Origin of the sequence: Neolewinella aquimaris (assembly GCF_014197245.1) — a bacterium.
In the GTDB taxonomy this organism is placed as follows: domain Bacteria; phylum Bacteroidota; class Bacteroidia; order Chitinophagales; family Saprospiraceae; genus Neolewinella; species Neolewinella aquimaris.
In genome coordinates, this window is sequence record NZ_JACIFF010000002.1 from 91737 (window position 1) to 107807 (window position 16071).

General features: G+C 58.0%; 15 protein-coding genes. 6 read left to right on the forward strand and 9 right to left on the reverse strand.

The genetic code is table 11. The features are described from left to right. The first annotated feature begins 59 nt into the window (after positions 1-59). Positions 60-1088: a Holliday junction branch migration DNA helicase RuvB gene (gene ruvB / locus GGR28_RS04935; RefSeq protein WP_183494630.1), complete on the forward strand. Its 1029-nt coding sequence runs from the start codon at positions 60-62 to the stop codon at positions 1086-1088. 24 nt (positions 1089-1112) lie between these two features. Here the strand turns inward: ruvB and GGR28_RS04940 are convergent, their stop codons facing one another. The 5 genes from GGR28_RS04940 to panC all read right to left on the reverse strand — a co-directional run bounded on the left by GGR28_RS04940 (position 1113) and on the right by panC (position 5874). After that, positions 1113-2576, reverse strand: coding sequence for a hypothetical protein (locus GGR28_RS04940; protein ID WP_183494631.1), 1464 nt, complete (start codon positions 2574-2576; stop codon positions 1113-1115). A 117-nt stretch (positions 2577-2693) separates the two neighbouring features. Continuing rightward, positions 2694-3704 (reverse strand): aspartate-semialdehyde dehydrogenase, encoded by a 1011-nt coding sequence (locus tag GGR28_RS04945; protein WP_183494632.1) that lies wholly within the window; start codon positions 3702-3704, stop codon positions 2694-2696. Between the two features lie 149 nt (positions 3705-3853). Beyond that, the gene (locus GGR28_RS04950) at positions 3854-4372 is read right to left on the reverse strand and encodes a fasciclin domain-containing protein (protein WP_183494633.1); all 519 of its coding nucleotides are present in this window, start codon (positions 4370-4372) and stop codon (positions 3854-3856) included. 231 nt (positions 4373-4603) lie between these two features. Next, the gene (gene panD, locus GGR28_RS04955) at positions 4604-4948 is read right to left on the reverse strand and encodes an aspartate 1-decarboxylase (protein WP_183494634.1); all 345 of its coding nucleotides are present in this window, start codon (positions 4946-4948) and stop codon (positions 4604-4606) included. Positions 4949-5004: 56 nt separating this feature from the next. Then, the gene (panC, locus tag GGR28_RS04960) at positions 5005-5874 is read right to left on the reverse strand and encodes a pantoate--beta-alanine ligase (RefSeq protein WP_183494635.1); all 870 of its coding nucleotides are present in this window, start codon (positions 5872-5874) and stop codon (positions 5005-5007) included. A gap of 166 nt (positions 5875-6040) precedes the next feature. Between panC and GGR28_RS04965 the strand changes: the two genes are divergently transcribed. From GGR28_RS04965 to GGR28_RS04980, 4 genes are all read left to right on the forward strand, one after another. Next, positions 6041-6865: a glycogen/starch synthase gene (locus GGR28_RS04965; RefSeq protein ID WP_183494636.1), complete on the forward strand. Its 825-nt coding sequence runs from the start codon at positions 6041-6043 to the stop codon at positions 6863-6865. Positions 6866-7003: 138 nt separating this feature from the next. After that, the gene (locus GGR28_RS04970) at positions 7004-8398 is read left to right on the forward strand and encodes a DUF4270 family protein (protein ID WP_183494637.1); all 1395 of its coding nucleotides are present in this window, start codon (positions 7004-7006) and stop codon (positions 8396-8398) included. 120 nt (positions 8399-8518) lie between these two features. Continuing rightward, the gene (gene glmS, locus GGR28_RS04975; RefSeq protein ID WP_183494638.1) at positions 8519-10357 is read left to right on the forward strand and encodes a glutamine--fructose-6-phosphate transaminase (isomerizing); all 1839 of its coding nucleotides are present in this window, start codon (positions 8519-8521) and stop codon (positions 10355-10357) included. Positions 10358-10396: 39 nt separating this feature from the next. Next, positions 10397-11101: a DUF4290 domain-containing protein gene (locus GGR28_RS04980; RefSeq protein ID WP_183494639.1), complete on the forward strand. Its 705-nt coding sequence runs from the start codon at positions 10397-10399 to the stop codon at positions 11099-11101. An 83-nt stretch (positions 11102-11184) separates the two neighbouring features. On the opposite strand, the gene rpsT is transcribed toward GGR28_RS04980, so the two are convergent. The 3 genes from rpsT to GGR28_RS04995 all read right to left on the reverse strand — a co-directional run bounded on the left by rpsT (position 11185) and on the right by GGR28_RS04995 (position 14359). Continuing rightward, positions 11185-11439: a 30S ribosomal protein S20 gene (gene rpsT / locus GGR28_RS04985; RefSeq protein ID WP_183494640.1), complete on the reverse strand. Its 255-nt coding sequence runs from the start codon at positions 11437-11439 to the stop codon at positions 11185-11187. Between the two features lie 79 nt (positions 11440-11518). Beyond that, entirely contained in the window at positions 11519-13795 is a 2277-nt protein-coding gene (locus GGR28_RS04990; RefSeq protein ID WP_183494641.1) for a TonB-dependent receptor, read from the reverse strand. After that, on the reverse strand, positions 13796-14359 hold the full coding sequence (locus GGR28_RS04995; protein WP_183494642.1) for a type 1 periplasmic binding fold superfamily protein: 564 nt from the start codon (positions 14357-14359) through the stop codon (positions 13796-13798). A 70-nt stretch (positions 14360-14429) separates the two neighbouring features. On the opposite strand from GGR28_RS04995, the gene GGR28_RS05000 reads away from it, so the two are divergent. Further along, complete coding sequence (locus GGR28_RS05000) at positions 14430-14813, forward strand: Fur family transcriptional regulator (protein WP_183494643.1); 384 nt, start codon at positions 14430-14432, stop codon at positions 14811-14813. 3 nt (positions 14814-14816) lie between these two features. On the opposite strand, the gene GGR28_RS05005 is transcribed toward GGR28_RS05000, so the two are convergent. Continuing rightward, positions 14817-15848 carry a serine hydrolase gene (locus GGR28_RS05005; protein ID WP_183494644.1) on the reverse strand — a complete coding sequence of 344 codons (1032 nt, stop codon included), beginning with the start codon at positions 15846-15848 and terminating at the stop codon, positions 14817-14819. Between the last annotated feature and the right edge of the window lie 223 nt (positions 15849-16071).

Below are 16071 nucleotides of genomic sequence, written 5' to 3' on the forward strand. Positions count from 1 at the left end.
GCTTCGCCCTTTGCCTTTTTTCGCTTTTCCTACAAAATGTTTTGTAACTTGTGGTCGATATGAATCAGCATTTAGACCCCTCCTCCGCTAAGCTCAGTCCCGAAGACGGCGCCATGGAACGCGCCCTCCGGCCGGACAGCCTGAGCGAGTTCAGCGGGCAACCCAAGATCGTTGCCAACCTCAAGGTATTCATCCAGGCAGCCGTGCAACGGGGCGATTCGCTCGACCACGTCCTGCTCCACGGCCCCCCGGGACTGGGTAAAACCACCCTGAGCCACATCATCGCCAACGAGCTCGGTGCGGAACTCAAGCTCACCAGCGGCCCGGTACTCGAAAAGCCCGGTGACCTCGCCGGCCTGCTCACCAACCTGAACGAGGGCGACGTACTCTTCATCGACGAGATTCACCGCCTGAACAACGTCGTAGAGGAGTACCTCTATTCCGCCATGGAGGATTACCGCATCGACATCATGATCGACAGCGGACCCAACGCCCGCTCGGTGCAGATCAACCTCAATCCGTTTACGCTGGTGGGGGCAACCACGCGGATGGGTCTGCTCACCGCCCCGATGCGCGCCCGCTTCGGCATCAATTGTTTGCTGGATTACTACGACGTGCAGACATTGGTCAACATCATCAAGCGCTCCTGCGAGATCATGGCGGTCCCCATTACCGAAGAAGGGGCCCAGGAGATCGCCCGCCGCAGCCGGGGCACCCCACGGATCGCCAACGCCCTGCTGCGCCGCATCCGCGACTTCGCCCAGGTAAAGGGTACCGGAACCATCGATAAAGAGATCGCCGACTACGGCCTAGCCGCCCTGAACGTAGACGAAGGGGGGCTCGACGAGATGGATAATAAGATCCTTGACGCCATCGTCCACAAATTTAAGGGAGGGCCGGTAGGCGTTTCGACCATTGCTACCGCCGTCGGGGAGGAAACCGGCACCATCGAGGAGGTACACGAGCCGTTCCTTATCATGGAGGGCTACCTGATGCGTACGCCCCGGGGCCGGCAGGCAACGGAAAAGGCGTACCACCACATTGGTGCTACGCCTCCCGGTACGGTCAATACCCTATTCGAATTTTAGCAGCCTTCCATTAAGGCTTGTTTGCTATTCCTCCTCTCCGATCACCTGGGCGGTGGCCTTCACGGTGTCCACTACCTGCTGAACGGTGTGCTCCACTTCGTCGATGGCCTGATCGACCTTAGCGGCTGCCTGTCCGAGTAGAGACGGTGCTGGCGTACGCTGCTTTTTGTCCTTCCGGGGCGGGTCTACCTCACCGGCCAGCACCGCGCTGAAGGCGGCGAAGTTGGCAACCACGTCGGAGGGAGCGGCGTCGCGTAATTCCTTGCGGTTGGCCTTCGACTGTTTTTTGCCGGCTTTGATGGCGGCGGCCGCCGCGGCGAGTTTGGCTTCTTCTTCGGGCGATAGATTGCGGCTGGCCATGTCGGCGGCAATTTTTGCGCGCGCGGCCTCCTTAGCCTGACGTTCGGCCTGTTTGCGGGCCTGCTTTTCGGCACGCTGCTTGTCCTTCTCGATCCGGCCTTCCAGCATCGATTTGGTTTTAACCATGTCCGCCAGCTTTTCGTTCTTGCTGCTTACGCGGCTTTCGATCATGAGGATCTTGGCCTGGCGGATCTGGGCTTCCAGCTGCCCGTCGGTGCGCTCGATGCGGCGGCGTTCGAACTTCAGGTCCTCCTCGTCGCGGGCGATGCTTTTCTGCATTCGCTCCATGGCCTTGAGCAGCCCCTGGTAGCGTGACTCATTGCGGCTCATTGCCGCGGCGGCACCCGTGGAAGTACTGGCTCCCCCACCTTGTCCGCGCTTCTCCTTCACCAGTTTGAAGGCGGAGTCGATGCGTCCGTAGACTTCGTCGCGATCCTGTTTGGTGAATTTTACTCCGTGAAATTTGCGCTGCAGCTCCCGCAGTTCCTGAAAGACTTTATTGAGGTGGGTACCCTCCCCGATGCGCTTTTCGACGTCTTCGAGCAGGGTGGCAAATTTGGCTTTCTGTTTTTTTGATTCTTCCTCGTACTGGGCGTTGACGGCCTGCCGCAGTTCCTTCAACTTTGCGAATACGGCGTCGGATCGCTTGCGCAGTTCGTTGCCCTGTTCCCGCATGAGGGTTTTATCCTGTAGCTGAGATTGCACTTTCTGCCAGAAGGCCTTCGCCTGGTTCCAGAGGTCGCTGCTGTAGGCCCCGGCCCGCTCGATGCGGTCTTCCATCTCGGCCAGTTCGCTACGGTAGCTCTGGGCCAGTTTCTCGCTGAGGACATTGAAGTGCCACTCGGTCTGGGCGCGCACGATCATGTCGGTTTGCTCCGCGCGCAGGTCGTCAGGGAGTAGCGATTCAGTTACGCTCAGTTCGCGGGCGATGACGCGATCGGGCTCCGGAAGCTCGGCTTCCTCTCCCTTGCGCCACTTTTCCATGAAGGCGTTGTAGACTTCGTCGGTCACCACCTTCTCGGGGAAGGTATGGATGCGTACAATGTTGTCCTCTACCTGTAGTTCGATGGTAATTAGGACGCGTTTTTCCTGGGCGTCACGCCCCCAGACGGCAATTCGGTTTCGCATGGCGATGGTCGTCTCCACCGGGTGGAATCGGTGATCCGCCCCTTCCGGTGAGTATAGTGATGTAGTAAACGAAGGTACAACGTGCCCCCCGACTTAGTGTTTTGGCGGCAGGGTAACTCAGGCAGTCACCGCGGTACCGATCAGTTTATTCTCCAGTAGGTATTCGGCAATCTGCACCGCGTTCGTGGCGGCTCCCTTGCGGAGGTTGTCCGCTACGACCCACATATTCAGTCCGTTCTCGATGCTTTCGTCGCGGCGCAGTCGGCCAACAAACACTTCATCGCGGTGCTTAGCCAGTAGCGGCATGGGGTAGACGTTGTTGGCGGGATCGTCCTGTAGTACCAGACCGGGAACTTCCGCCAGCAACTCCCGTACCGCCGCGATGGTAAAGGGGCGCTCGAACTCTACGTTGATGCTCTCACTGTGGCCACCGTGTACGGGCACCCGTACGGCGGTAGCGGTGATGGCAATATCGTTGCTGCCCAGTATTTTGCGGGTCTCGTGCACCAGCTTCATTTCCTCCTTGGTGTAGTCGTTGTCGAGGAAGACATCGCAGTGCGGGATGCAATTTTCGAAAATTGGGTAATGGTAGGCGGGTTCTTCGCTCTTCCCACCGTCGCGCTCGGTTTCGTACTGCCGCACGGCCTTCACGCCGGTACCCGTAAACGACTGGTAAGTTGAAATAACCAACCGCTTGATCCCGAAGGCTTTATGCAGGGGAGCGAGGGCCACTACCATCTGGATGGTGGAGCAATTGGGATTTGCGATGATGAGATCCTCGGCCGTCAGTTGATCGGCGTTCACTTCGGGGACGACCAGTTTTTTTGCGGGGTCCATCCGCCAGGCGCTGCTGTTGTCGATCACCACCGTACCGACTTCGGCGAACTTAGGGGCCCATTCCAGGCTGGTGGATCCACCGGCGGAGAAGATGGCCACGTCACAACGGGCATCGACGGCATCCTGCAGGGATATTACGGTGTGTATCTTCCCCCGGTACTCGATCTCCTTGCCCACCGATCGCTCGGAGGCAACCGGCAGCAGTTCGGTGATCGGAAAATCGTGTGCTTCGAGCACTTCAAACATTACGCCACCGACCAGTCCGGTAGCTCCCACAACGGCAACTTTCATATCGCTTTGATTTCGCAGGTAGCAAAAGTAATACACGGGGCGGGGACGCAGGAGCCACGCCCTTCCAAACAGCAAACAAAAGCGGCCCCGAATTACAACTTCGGAGCCGCTCGATTAAACGATTGAAGTGGGGTAATTCCGCAGGTGGCTTAGCGCTTGCCCTGCAGCGCTTCGAGGTCAAAGCCTTCGGGAATCAGCACCTGATCGATGAGGTACACCTGGCCATTGCTGGCGGACAGGTTCTCCCCGATGGTGACTTCATCCCCGTTTAGCACACTGGAAAGCAGTTCGTTCGAGGCTGAATCGGAACTGTCGATCAGGTGATGCTGTAACAGGGTGACCAGGGCCTCCCCATTCTCCGGCAGGAGTAAAGCGTCCAGGACGCCGTCTGGGAGAGCAGCGAATGCTTCGTCGGTGGGAGCGAGCAGGATGAAACTGCCGTCGGCGTCGAGGGCGTCGGTCAGACCGGCGGACTCCAGCGCGGTAGCCAGGGTAGTCGTTTCAGCGTGTTGGGCTACGGCTTCTCCGATCGTATGATCACTGGTCATAGGAGCAGTCTCCTCAGTGGTCATCTCATCGGTTTCGGGCATGTCTTCCTGGGCGTGCAAACCGGAGGAAAACGTAAAGATGCTGGCAAGCAGCAGCAGGAAAAAAGATAAGGACTTCATACTCGGTTGGTTTAATGAAGAATAACGCAACCGGGGCTCGGGCCTCCCGTGATGGGATGCCAGTATAGTTCGCGGGATTAACGGCCCGGAATCGGGAATTGTTTGCTCTATTTTCGGGGTCGAATGTTAAATATTTACCCAAATGCTCCGCACTACTGGAATTGCTCGGCTCCTGCGCGCCGCCGCCCTAATATTTAACAACCTTCATGCTGCGGGAATGGCCGAACGATGTTATAGTCGATTTCCCTCGCCCGGAAAGGCCACCTTCGGTTCAAAAGCCAGTGCTTCCTCCGTGGTCATGTATCCGTAGGCAATGATGATGACGACATCTCCGACCTGGCACCTGCGCGCCGCCGCCCCGTTGAGGCAGATGATGCCGGTGCCCTCCTCCCCGCGAATGGTGTAGGTCTCGATCCGCTCGCCGTTGTTGTTGTTGACAATCTGCACCTTTTCGCCCTCGATGATTCCGGCCGCGTCGAGCAGCAGGCCATCGATGGTGATGCTGCCGACGTAGTTGAGGTTGGCCTCGGTGACAGTAGCGCGGTGAATTTTTCCTTTAAAACGTTGAATGAGCATGGTCGGGGGTAAGATTGGGCTAAAATGAGTGCCGGCTTGGAAACGCACGGCTAAGGCTAAGGGTTGGCGGGGCCGATGATGCGGTTGTCGATGAGTCGTACCCTGCCAACCTGCACGGCGGTGGCCACAATAAGTTCTTCGGCGGAATCGCCGTCCTGGTATGGCAGCAGCGTACGGCCGTCTACGACTTCGACGTACTCCGGCTCGAGCAGGGGTTCGGACCGCATGTTCAGTACAGCTGTTTTTTCCAGTTCGCGGGCGGGCCAGCCGGCCCGGATACCCGCGGCTACGGCGGCCAGATGCAGGTTAATGCGGCCGGCGGCGGTGCGTTCCTGCGGTTGGAGCAAGCGGTTGCGGCTGCTGAGTGCCAGACCGTCGGCTTCCCGGACGGTGGGAACGGTCACGACCTCGATGCCTAACCCGAGCAGTTCGATCATTCGGCGGACTACAGCGACCTGCTGGTAGTCCTTCTGACCGAGATAAAGGACATCAGGACCGACGATCTCCAGCAGGCGACTGACCACCTGGGCTACTCCGGCGAAATGGCCCGGGCGGTAGGCTCCCTCCATCCGGGCGGTCAGGCTGCCGAAATCGAGGTTCGCCGCCCGGTTTTCTCCGGTACCCGCGGGGTATACGTCCTCTATGCCAGGCATGTACAGCAGGTTACAGCCGTGGGCCGTGAGTAAGGCAGAATCCGCTTCGGGGGTCCGGGGATAGGCCAGCAGGTCGGATCCTACGTTGAACTGAGTGGGGTTGACGAAGATGCTGGCGACCGTGACCGCCTGCTCGGCCGCGCTGCGTTGGATCAGGGCGGCGTGACCGGGGTGGAGGGCTCCCATAGTAGGGACGAACCCGATGCGTTCTCCCTTCTTCCTGGCGGCGGAGAGGTAACCGGAAAGCTCGACGGCGGTGGTGAACGTTTGCAAGTCAGGCGCTGATTGGGGAGCGGGCAAGCCCGCTAAGGGCGGGCGAAGATAGGGGGTGTCCACAATATTTTGTAACTTTGCCACCCTTGGAGCCGGCGTATAGGCTCCCGTGCCGGGCCGCAATGGCGGTCCGACCCGTCAATAACCTGCAACGCGATCATAAGATATGAGCAAAACTAAGGTGCTGATTGTTACCCAGGAAATGGATCCCTATACGGAGCTGACTGAAATAGCAACTACCGTAAGGGCCCTGGCCCCCTACCTACAGAAAAACCAGATGGAAATTCGCGTGCTGATGCCACGCTATGGCACCATCAACGAACGTCGTCACCGGCTGCACGAGGTCGTGCGTCTGTCCGGCATGAATATTATTGTGGACGACGACGACTATCCGCTCATCATCAAGGTGGCTTCCCTGCCCGACAAGGGAGTGCGGATGCAAGTCTATTTCCTCGATAACGAAGATTTCTTCAAGCGCAAGTTCGTCCACGTCGACAAGGCGGGCAACCCCTTTGACGACAACGCCGACCGCGCCGTGTTCTTCAGTAAGGGCGTGATCGAAACGGTCCGCAAGTTCGGCTGGCCGCCCGACATCATCCACGTGCACGGCTGGATGACCAGCCTGATCCCCTTCTACCTGCGCACGGCCTATAAGAACGAGCCCCTGTTCAAGAACAGTAAGATCGTATACAGCCTGTACCAGAGCGGACCGGAGGATCACATCACCGACGACTTCGCCATGAAGGCCAGCATCAACGCCCTGAGCGAAGACGACCTAGCGCCCTACCTGGAAGACGGTAAGCCCGCCCTCCACCGGGGTGCGATCAAGTACAGCGACGCCGTGATTCGCGGCAGCGCGGAGCTGGACGAATCCCTGGAAGTTGCCCTGACCAGTTCTGATATCCCCGTGCTGAACGTCCAGGGTGAAGAATCACCCAAGGCAAGCGTGGAATTCTACCGGGAGCTGCTCGCCGCCGAAGTAGAAAAGTAACCAACCATACCGCAGTTCGGGCCCTCCCTTACCTCGAGACACGAGTCCTTCCCTTCACCGGGGAAGGACTCGTTTACTTTTTCCTAGACCAAGATTGTTGTCCCCCTCCGCCTAACTACCGTCTACAGATCAGACTAAATGAAGACTACGCTTAGCCTTTTTTCCCTCGCTATCCTACTGCTTGCCGGCTGTACGGATCCCATCACCGTGGGTTCCGAGCTCCTGGACGCGGACCGCGCCGACACCGGCGAAACCACCGACGTCACCTTCACCACGCGGGTGGTGCGGGAAGACAGTCTCTTTACCTTTAACGGATTGAATCCGACAGCACCGAGCACCTTCACCTTTGGCCAGATTGAGGACGCAAACTTTGGAGCTACGCGACACAGTGCCTACCTGGTCCCCAGACTTCCACGTAGCACGGCCAGCGGTCTGCCGCTCGTTCCCCTGTTCGCCCAGCGGACCGACATTACGATCGACTCGGCCGTTTTGATCCTCCCCATCGATACCGCGCGGGCGTTCTACGGCGCGGGCCGCACCTTTCCGGTACGGGGTACGGAAATCATCACCCCCATTCCCTTCGACGAGGATGCCTACAGCACCTTTACGACACCGACCAACATGGTCAACCTCCTGGCGCAGAGTAGTTTTACCGGTTCGCTAACCCCGACCGAGGTCAGAGATACCTCGATCACCGGCCGCTCCTTTCGCCGCGCCCATATCCGGATCCGGATGGCTGAACCCTTTATTGACTTGATTCGCAATCTTCCGGCAACGGCCTACGATGCCGATTCCACCTTCCGCGACAACTTCGCCGGGATCTACCTCGAGCCGGACGGAGTCAGCGACGGGCTGATTACCCTGCTGCCCGCAGAGGTAGCCTCCACTGCCGCCGATACTCTCTATAACGGCTTCAACATTTATTACCGCGACACTACCGGTGCGCCTTCGGAATATCGCATCAGTTTCCGGCAGATCCTGCCGAATTACGCCTTCGACTTCAGCAATTCGCTGGTGGGTGAACTCCTGGCCGATGGTGCCGACAACGACCTGACCGCCCTGGTCGGTCAGGGTGGCCTGGTCACTCAGCTCGACTTCACCGACCTGGCTTCCCTTAGTGATCGGGTGATCAACCGCGCCGTACTGGAAATTCCCATTGCGGACGTGGAGGGAGTAAGCTACACCGACTATCCGGTTCCGAGCCGGGTCGAACTGTGGTACCGCCCGAGCAGCGATGCGGAGCTGGCGTTCATCACCGACCGCGTCGAGCTCACGCGTACCGGTGCGGGAGCCACCGGATTCAATAGCTTTCTCGGTGGGCGCTTAAATACCGAAGACGGCATTCAGCTGTATTCCCCCGCCTTCACCGTCCACATGCAGCGCATCGTTGATGGAGAGGTGCCCCCTACGGTTTACCTTCGCGTTACCCCGTTGGCAAGTACCGAATTCCGGTCGGCGCGGGTGTTCCTTAACGGTCCCGATAGCGCCGAACATCCGGCCCGCGTCCGGCTGACCTTCACTAAGTTGGATTAGATAAAACAACTTACAATACTTATATTTCGTTTAATTTAACGGAACCGCGAGTACACCACCCACTCACCCTGATTATACGTCCGGGTTCCGTACCCATGAACACCCTTTAACACTCTCTTTATGTGTGGAATAGTTGGATACATCGGCCACCGCCAGGCCGACGCGCTCATTATTAAAGGATTAGAGCGCCTGGAATACCGCGGATACGACAGTGCCGGTATCGCCGTCCTCAGCGATAAGCTGTCAATCTGGAAGAAAAAAGGGAAGGTTGCCGCCTTACGCAAGGAGATTGCTAAAAACGATACCTCGGGTACGGTAGGCATCGGCCACACCCGTTGGGCCACCCACGGCGAGCCCAACGACATTAACGCACACCCCCATACGGGTGGAAACGGACGACTGGCCCTGGTGCACAACGGCATCATCGAAAACTACGCCGTGCTCAAAAATGCCCTTATCGCGGAAGGCCACACCTTCGAAAGCGATACGGATACCGAAGTGCTCGTGCACCTGATCGAAGAGATTCAGGACGAAGGTGACCTTGCCCTCGAAGAAGCCGTACGGCTTGCCCTCAACCGGGTCGAAGGAGCCTACGCGATTGCCGTAGTCGACAGCAGAAATCCGAGTGTCCTGGTCGGTGCGCGTAAGGCGAGTCCCCTGGTCGTCGGCATCGGTGAAGGAGAGTACTTTATCGGCTCGGATGCGTCTCCGTTTCTCGACAGCACCCGACGGGTCGTTTATTTGGACGACAATCAGATCGCCACCATCAATCTGGAGAACGGACTACAGATAAAGAATACGGAGAACGAAACCCAACCTCCCTTCATCCAGACGCTCGACATGCAGATCGAAGCCCTGGAGAAGAACGGCTACGAGCACTTCATGCTCAAGGAGATCCACGAACAACCGACCACCATCTACGACGCGATGCGGGGCCGTATCAGCAGTAAGGAAAATCGGGTTACCCTCAGGGGGCTCGAGGAGTACGCCAATCGCTTCGTGCGGGCCAACCGAATCATCATCGTAGCCTGTGGTACCAGCTATCACTCCGGCCTCATCGGCGAGTACCTCATCGAGGACCTGGCCCGTATTCCCGTAGAAGTGGAATACGCCAGCGAATTCCGGTACCGCAATCCGATCATCAACGAACGGGACATCGTGATCGCCCTCAGCCAGAGTGGTGAAACGGCCGACACCATGGCCGCGCTCGAACTCGCGAAGAGTAAGGGGGCCATGATCTACGGTATCGTGAATGCGGTCGGCAGCAGTATTGCGCGGCTTACCGACGCCGGAAGCTACATTCACGCCGGCCCCGAAATCGGAGTAGCCAGCACCAAGGCCTTCACCGGACAGGTGACCGTACTTACCCTGCTTGCCCTAAGCATGGCGCAGAAGCTGAGCACCATCAGCAAAACCACCTTCCAGACCCTCGTCACCGAACTGGAGCGCATCCCGGAAAAGGTCAAGGAATGCCTCAGCGCAAACGATCACATTCGCTACATTGCTAAGGAGATCAAGCACCACCACAACGCTCTCTATTTGGGACGTGGGTACAACTTTCCTGTAGCCCTCGAAGGCGCGCTCAAACTCAAGGAAATTAGCTACATTCACGCCGAAGGATATCCCGCGGCGGAGATGAAGCACGGACCGATTGCACTCATCGACGAGACGATGCCCGTAATCGTAACCGCTACCAACCGTTCGGCCTACGAGAAAATCGTCAGCAACGTACAGGAAGTACTCGCCCGCAAGGGAATGGTGATCGCGGTGGTGAACGAAGGCGAAACGGCCATCAGTGCGATCGCTAATCACGTCATTACGGTACCGAACACGGAGGAACAACTTTCTCCCCTACTCTCGGTGATCCCGCTGCAGCTCCTCAGTTACCACATTGCCGTGGAACTCGGGCGCAACGTGGATCAACCCCGCAACCTGGCCAAGTCGGTCACTGTTGAATAAGTAACGCCGGCAAGGCGTACAAAACTATAACTACCAAGCATGGAATGGGACATTGATTATAACACCAGCAACGCCGAACTCATCTACAGTGAGTACGGCCGTACCGTGCAGGAGTTGCTGCAGAAGGCCAACGAGATCGAAGGCGACGAAGACCGCCAGGCCTACGTCGAGCGAGTCCTCAAGCTCATGCTCCAGATGCAACCGAGCGTAAAGCAGCAGGAGAACTACGAAGAACGTCTGTGGAAGCACGCCTTCCGCATCGCCGGCGGTGAGCTCAACGTCACCATTCCGGAGGGAATCAACGCCACGCCGGACCCCGAGGGAGTCACCCCCGAGCCGCTCCCCTACCCCGATACCAACAAACGGATGCTTCATTACGGCAAGAACGTACTGGCACTGATCGAACAGGGCAAGCAAATGGAAGACGGGCCGGAACGCGACCTGGTAACCTATACCGCCGCCTACTACATGAAAGTGGCCCTGTCGGACTGGCGGGACGGGAAGTTCTACAACGAAGACATGATCCGCAAGGACCTGTACGAACTCAGCGACAAAGTACTGATGCTGCCCGCCGACGCCAAGATCGGTGAGCCGAACTCAAACCAGCCTTCCCAGGACAACGGTTCCCGGCGCAAGAAGAAAAAGAAGAAAGGCGGCGGAGGCGGTGGCGGCGGCAGCAGCAACAACCGCAGTAGCGGCAGTCGCAACTCCAGCCGCAGCAGCCGCAATCGGCGGCGTCGGTAAACGGATCCGTCCCCTACCGATTCCCACGAAAAAGCCCCGCTACATTCACTGTAGCGGGGCTTTTTATTTCCTTGGATGGGCGGTTAGCTCATCTGATTGACGTGAAGGGCCAAACCACTCTTCAGGTTAGCAGCCTTGTTGGCGTGCCACAGGTTGCGCTTGGCCAGACGATCGATCATGCTAAACAGGCGCGGGAGTTGCTTCTCGGCCTCGGTGCGATCCTCCAGGTCACGCAGTTTGCGGATGGCCGTACGGGTCGACTTCTTATAGTAACGGTTGTGCAGACGCTTTCTCTCGTCCTGACGAATGCGCTTCTTAGCAGACTTATGGTGTGCCATTGGTATAATTTTATTTCGTTTTACTCCGCCAGATGGATAGAGCTCAATCAGTCCGCAAAAGTACGCCTTTTAATTCAGCTTACCAACTGTAGGAGAGGCGAAAATTTATGCTCCGCCCGGGTGCATCCGCAAAATATCGCTGGCGATCGAGGTAATCGCGGTAGACCTGGTTCAGGGCGTTATCTACCTCCAGCGCAAGGTCTAAGGTATTCGTTCCAAGGGATAAGCGCTTGGACAGCCCGATGTCAAACAGGGCGTATGCCGGAGGCGGGGGCAGCAGGTCCTGTTCCGGTACCACGTTCGACTGTTTTTCGACAACCAGAGCAGCAAGGTTGAGCACCATCTCCCCTGGAAAAGGATACTGCAGACTGGTCCGCCAGTTGGTCGCAGGCAGGTAGATCAGCCCCTGGTCATCCGAACGATTATACCCCCTCAGGATGGCCAATCTACTGTCCACTTCCAAATCACCCAGCTGGCCGAACAGGTTCAGCTTGGCCCCGTAGAGTTCCGCGTCGATGCCACGGTAGCGAAATACGGGAAAGGCTCCGCGCAGGGTCAGGCGAAAATCCGGTTGCGGCTCGAGGTTAATGTAGTGGGCAATGCGCTGGTAAAATGCGCTGACCCCGATGGATAATCTACCACTGGCGGCGGTGAAGCGAACTCCTCCGGTAAGCTTCGCGCTTCGTTCGGGCACGAGGGAGCTATCCCCCTCCTCGATTCCGCTAACGCCCTGGTGCAGTCCCTGGCTGTACAATTCGTTGATCTGAGGTGCGCGTTCGCGGTAGGTGAGCTCGAGGTCGGTACGGATCCTTGCACTTATCCTATGGCTTGCTCCCGCGGCCCCGCCCACTGCATTAAAGTTGTGCCGGTACCGCAAAATGCGGCGGGGAAGGTCGCGACTAATGGTTATCGGCTCGTAAAACTGGTGATCGAAGCGCAGTCCAAGGTGATAGCGCAGTGCATCCACCTCCCTGCGGTACGTCGCGAAAGCGCCCGCCCGCTGCGCGTTGTAGTCGGGAATCAGGGGCAGAATGCCGGTGCCGGGTTGATTTTGGTTATCGACCCGTTCGTACTGTAGGCCAGCCTCCACCCGCTGCCGTCCGGGCAGGGTGCGCTGGTAAGTAGTCTGAACGTTGTGGGTAATCTGCACCAGTTTGAGGGCGGCACGGTCATCGTCTCCCCGCCGTACGTCAAACTCCTTGCGGTCGTCCAGTTGCCCCCCGTACAACAGGGTAAAACGGTCCTTTTCGTTGAGCTGGTATTCCAGTTCCGCCTTCGCCAGGTGGTGACTGACGGTCTGCCGGGGAGAAGCAATGGTGTAGCCGAAGCGGTCCTCGGTAAAGAAGGGTTCCGACCGCCCGATGGCCTCCTCCAGGTCACTGAGGTTGCCGATGTGGGATCCGCGAAGGACACCGATCTCCGCATTGAACAGGCTGTAATAGCCCCGGAGCGTGAGCCGTGGATTAAGGTACTTTGCCACCTGTAGGGCCAGGTTGGCCTCACGGTGACCGGTATTGGTGAGAAAGTAGTCGGGGGTACGTTGATCCCCGGCGTACTTAAGACTACCACTCAGGCGATAGGCGACAAAGGCTGAGTCCGTGACGCGGGCATTAAGGGTATGCCCCAGCCCATTGGAACGAAATCCGTAGGCAACCTTGCCCCCCGACTTGGTTCGCGGGCCCAGTTCCGCCGGCTCGATCAGGACGGTCGGTCCCAGGGTGCTACCCCCATACTGCAGGGCATCCACGCCTTCTACCACCCGGACGTACGCAGCTACCCAGGGGTCGATTTCGGGAGCGTGGTCGTTGCCCCACTGCTGGCCGGCCTGGGCCACGCCGTTGTTCTGAATGCTGAGGCGGTTACCGAATAGCCCGTCGAAAACGGGTTTTGCGGCGGCGGTCCCGGTTCTGAGGCTGCTTAGTCCGTTGATTCCCTCGAGCACGTCGCTCAGCTGGCGATCCGACTGCCGGTCCAGCCGCTCTTCGTACCCGACGTTACCGGCCGTGGAGGTGATGGTGACGGTCTGGGTGTAATTTTCGTGGTGGTGTAGGTAAACTTCCAGTACGGTATCGGTCCGAAAAGTAAACTTCATCTCCTCCGGGTCGCAGCCGATGTGGCTGAAGCGAAGGGTAACCGGCCCGGGACACTGGTTTTCAATGACAAAACGCCCGGTTTCGTCGGCTTCGACTCCTCTACCCTGTTCGACCAGGTACACATTCGCGAAGGCCATTTCCTCGGTCCCGTGGGCATCCTTCACGATTCCCGCAATACGGCCGGAGCAAGTTTGGGCGGGGACGCGGGAGCTGAGTAAACACAGAACAGCAAGGACGAAAAAAACGTAGGGCAGTGGCCGCATTTAGTTGCTGATCGATACGGGGAAGCTGATTTCGATGTCCGTCGCCCCGCCGGCACCAGCGGGATCGGAAATGCTGACACCGGTTGCCGACTTATCGGGTTCGTGCCGTAGGATGATGACGAGGTTTCCACTGGACGGATCGTTGGCCCGCAGTTCCGTGCGCAAACCTACCGGATTGCCGTCGCCGTCCGAATCCAGGTACGACAGGTCGACATTCAGCCCCTGACCGGGCACGAAGAAAAACTGGTGATCCCGGGCCTCCGCCTGTACTTCGGCAGTAACGTCCACGGTAGTATTATCGGAAAGATTCTTGATCGTGATACTTCCTTCGTAGGTCGTATTTGCGACGAGGTTGCGATTCACCTGGATAGCCGGATTGAGCCCGCCGTCGCCGTCGGGATCGCTGAAGGCCATGATCACCTCGTCTCCACCACCGACAGGCTGTAGGGTGTACACGAGTTCGGTGATCAGTTCTTCCTCATTCTCGATGACGGGGTCGTCGTCGCTACCGCAGGCCGACAGCAGTATCAGGGATAGGAAAAGGGGCAGATAAATACGGATCATGAATGCGGCATTATACACCAAAGGTAGCCTCAATCTTGTTAATGCGACAAATTTGCATTAACTTTATTCCATGTCCAGACGAAACACCGCCTCCCAGTCCGCCGTGCTGCAGTTGCTGCGCGAAAGCGATTGTGCGCTGAATCAGGATATGGTAGCGGAACGGCTGGATTCGGTAGTGAATCGATCGACGATCTACCGCATCCTCAATCGCTTTGTCGAGGACGGACTCGTACACCGTATCGTGGGAGAAGACGGGCGGCAGTACTTTGCGAAATGTAGCGACTGCACGGCCGAGGCCCACCATCACGATCATCCCCACTTTCACTGTGTGAGCTGCGAGCGCGTTGAGTGCTTGTCGGAACCCCTCCGCATCGGCGTCCCGGCCGGCTACCTCCCCCAACAGTTAAACGTAACCGTATCGGGCTACTGCCGGGACTGCAATCAGAATAGTTAGAACCTACCTAGCCGCCAGGGCTGGCTTTTGCCGGGCGAGGCGGTCCATGACGGCGCCGAGATCACGGATGATCTGCTCGCCGCTGGGATCTTCCACCAAGGCGGTCATGATGTAGTTCCGGCGAGGGCCCTGTACGAGGGCGCAATCGGCGTGGTAGACGCTCCAGGAGCCGGACTTGCGGTACACCTTCGCGTCCGGTGCGACCCGGTTGAGGGTATTGACGAACTTGTGGTGCAGTTCGGGGTCGACCAAATAGCTCATCATTTTGGCGCTGCTTTTTTCGCTCACCAGCTGGCCGTTCGCCAGTAGGTAGAAGTAGCGGCAGATCTGGTCGGTGGTGGCGGCGTGGCTGATGCCCTTCATGGGATCGGGGTAGCGGCGTCCGCCCGCAGCGTAGCGCTTACCTACCCACAGACCTCCGCCGAAGCTGGGATCGTATAGTTTATGCTTGGGATCGCGCATGGTCCGCTCGATGTGCTCGAAGCTTACCCGGTCGATCATGCGGGTGGTCGCGGCGTTGTTTGATTTGGCGATCATGAGCCGCATATCGCTTTTGATCTCGGCGGTCTCCTTCAGTTCGCCCCGCTCGATGGCATCGTGGGCGGCGGCGAGCACGGCGATCTTGGGCAGGCTCGCGGCGTACATCATGTTTCTGCCGTTGAGGGTTGCAAAGCGGGGGTTGTCTTCGTCCGACATGTCGACCAGCCCGACGGAGAGTTTTTTGTTGCGGTAGAGCTTGGCCCATACCGGGTTGGCCAGAATGACGGCCTTTAGCTGGGACTCAAACGTCTTGTCTTCGAAGTCGCGCAGGCGGAAGGCGGGTGCGGTGGCGGCTGCTTCAGCAACCGGGTCTTCGGTGGCGGGGTCTTCAATGATTACTGCTTCGGCATTCTCCGCTTCCAGATTGATGGGAACGAAAAAAGCGGAGGCGGTGGTGAATTCTCCGTTTACGTAACGGGAGATATCGAACTCGGAGCTACTGGTAAATAGGGCGGCGGCTACGGAGAGTAGGAGGAAAAAAGACTTCTTTAGCATAAGTTAGAAAGCGTGCTCGTGAAGAGATCCAGACCCTCCTCGAGGAAGATCAAATAGGGCTAAAGTCTTGTGTTGGTTTCTGGAAGGTCGCTCAATACAGGCCGGCGACAGGGCAAATCTACAAAACCCCGCAGGGTCGTTTGGCTAAATACAATACAAATATAGACATGGTTGGCCTGTAAGCAGGTAAAATGCGGACTTTCGCCCGTTTAACAGAATCTTA

Bases quoted from the DNA above. Each gene is read 5' to 3' on its own strand.
- GGR28_RS04940 (WP_183494631.1), bottom strand. From the start codon at position 2,576: ATGCGAAACCGAATTGCCGTCTGGGGGCGTGACGCCCAGGAAAAACGC.
- GGR28_RS04950 (WP_183494633.1), bottom strand. From the start codon at position 4,372: ATGAAGTCCTTATCTTTTTTCCTGCTGCTGCTTGCCAGCATCTTTACG.
- GGR28_RS04995 (WP_183494642.1), bottom strand. From the start codon at position 14,359: ATGATCCGTATTTATCTGCCCCTTTTCCTATCCCTGATACTGCTGTCG.
- GGR28_RS05005 (WP_183494644.1), bottom strand. From the start codon at position 15,848: ATGCTAAAGAAGTCTTTTTTCCTCCTACTCTCCGTAGCCGCCGCCCTA.
- GGR28_RS04965 (WP_183494636.1), top strand. From the start codon at position 6,041: ATGAGCAAAACTAAGGTGCTGATTGTTACCCAGGAAATGGATCCCTAT.
- GGR28_RS04980 (WP_183494639.1), top strand. From the start codon at position 10,397: ATGGAATGGGACATTGATTATAACACCAGCAACGCCGAACTCATCTAC.
- GGR28_RS05000 (WP_183494643.1), top strand. From the start codon at position 14,430: ATGTCCAGACGAAACACCGCCTCCCAGTCCGCCGTGCTGCAGTTGCTG.
- panD (WP_183494634.1), bottom strand. From the start codon at position 4,948: ATGCTCATTCAACGTTTTAAAGGAAAAATTCACCGCGCTACTGTCACC.
- glmS (WP_183494638.1), top strand. From the start codon at position 8,519: ATGTGTGGAATAGTTGGATACATCGGCCACCGCCAGGCCGACGCGCTC.
- GGR28_RS04970 (WP_183494637.1), top strand. From the start codon at position 7,004: ATGAAGACTACGCTTAGCCTTTTTTCCCTCGCTATCCTACTGCTTGCC.
- rpsT (WP_183494640.1), bottom strand. From the start codon at position 11,439: ATGGCACACCATAAGTCTGCTAAGAAGCGCATTCGTCAGGACGAGAGA.
- GGR28_RS04990 (WP_183494641.1), bottom strand. From the start codon at position 13,795: ATGCGGCCACTGCCCTACGTTTTTTTCGTCCTTGCTGTTCTGTGTTTA.
- ruvB (WP_183494630.1), top strand. From the start codon at position 60: ATGAATCAGCATTTAGACCCCTCCTCCGCTAAGCTCAGTCCCGAAGAC.
- GGR28_RS04945 (WP_183494632.1), bottom strand. From the start codon at position 3,704: ATGAAAGTTGCCGTTGTGGGAGCTACCGGACTGGTCGGTGGCGTAATG.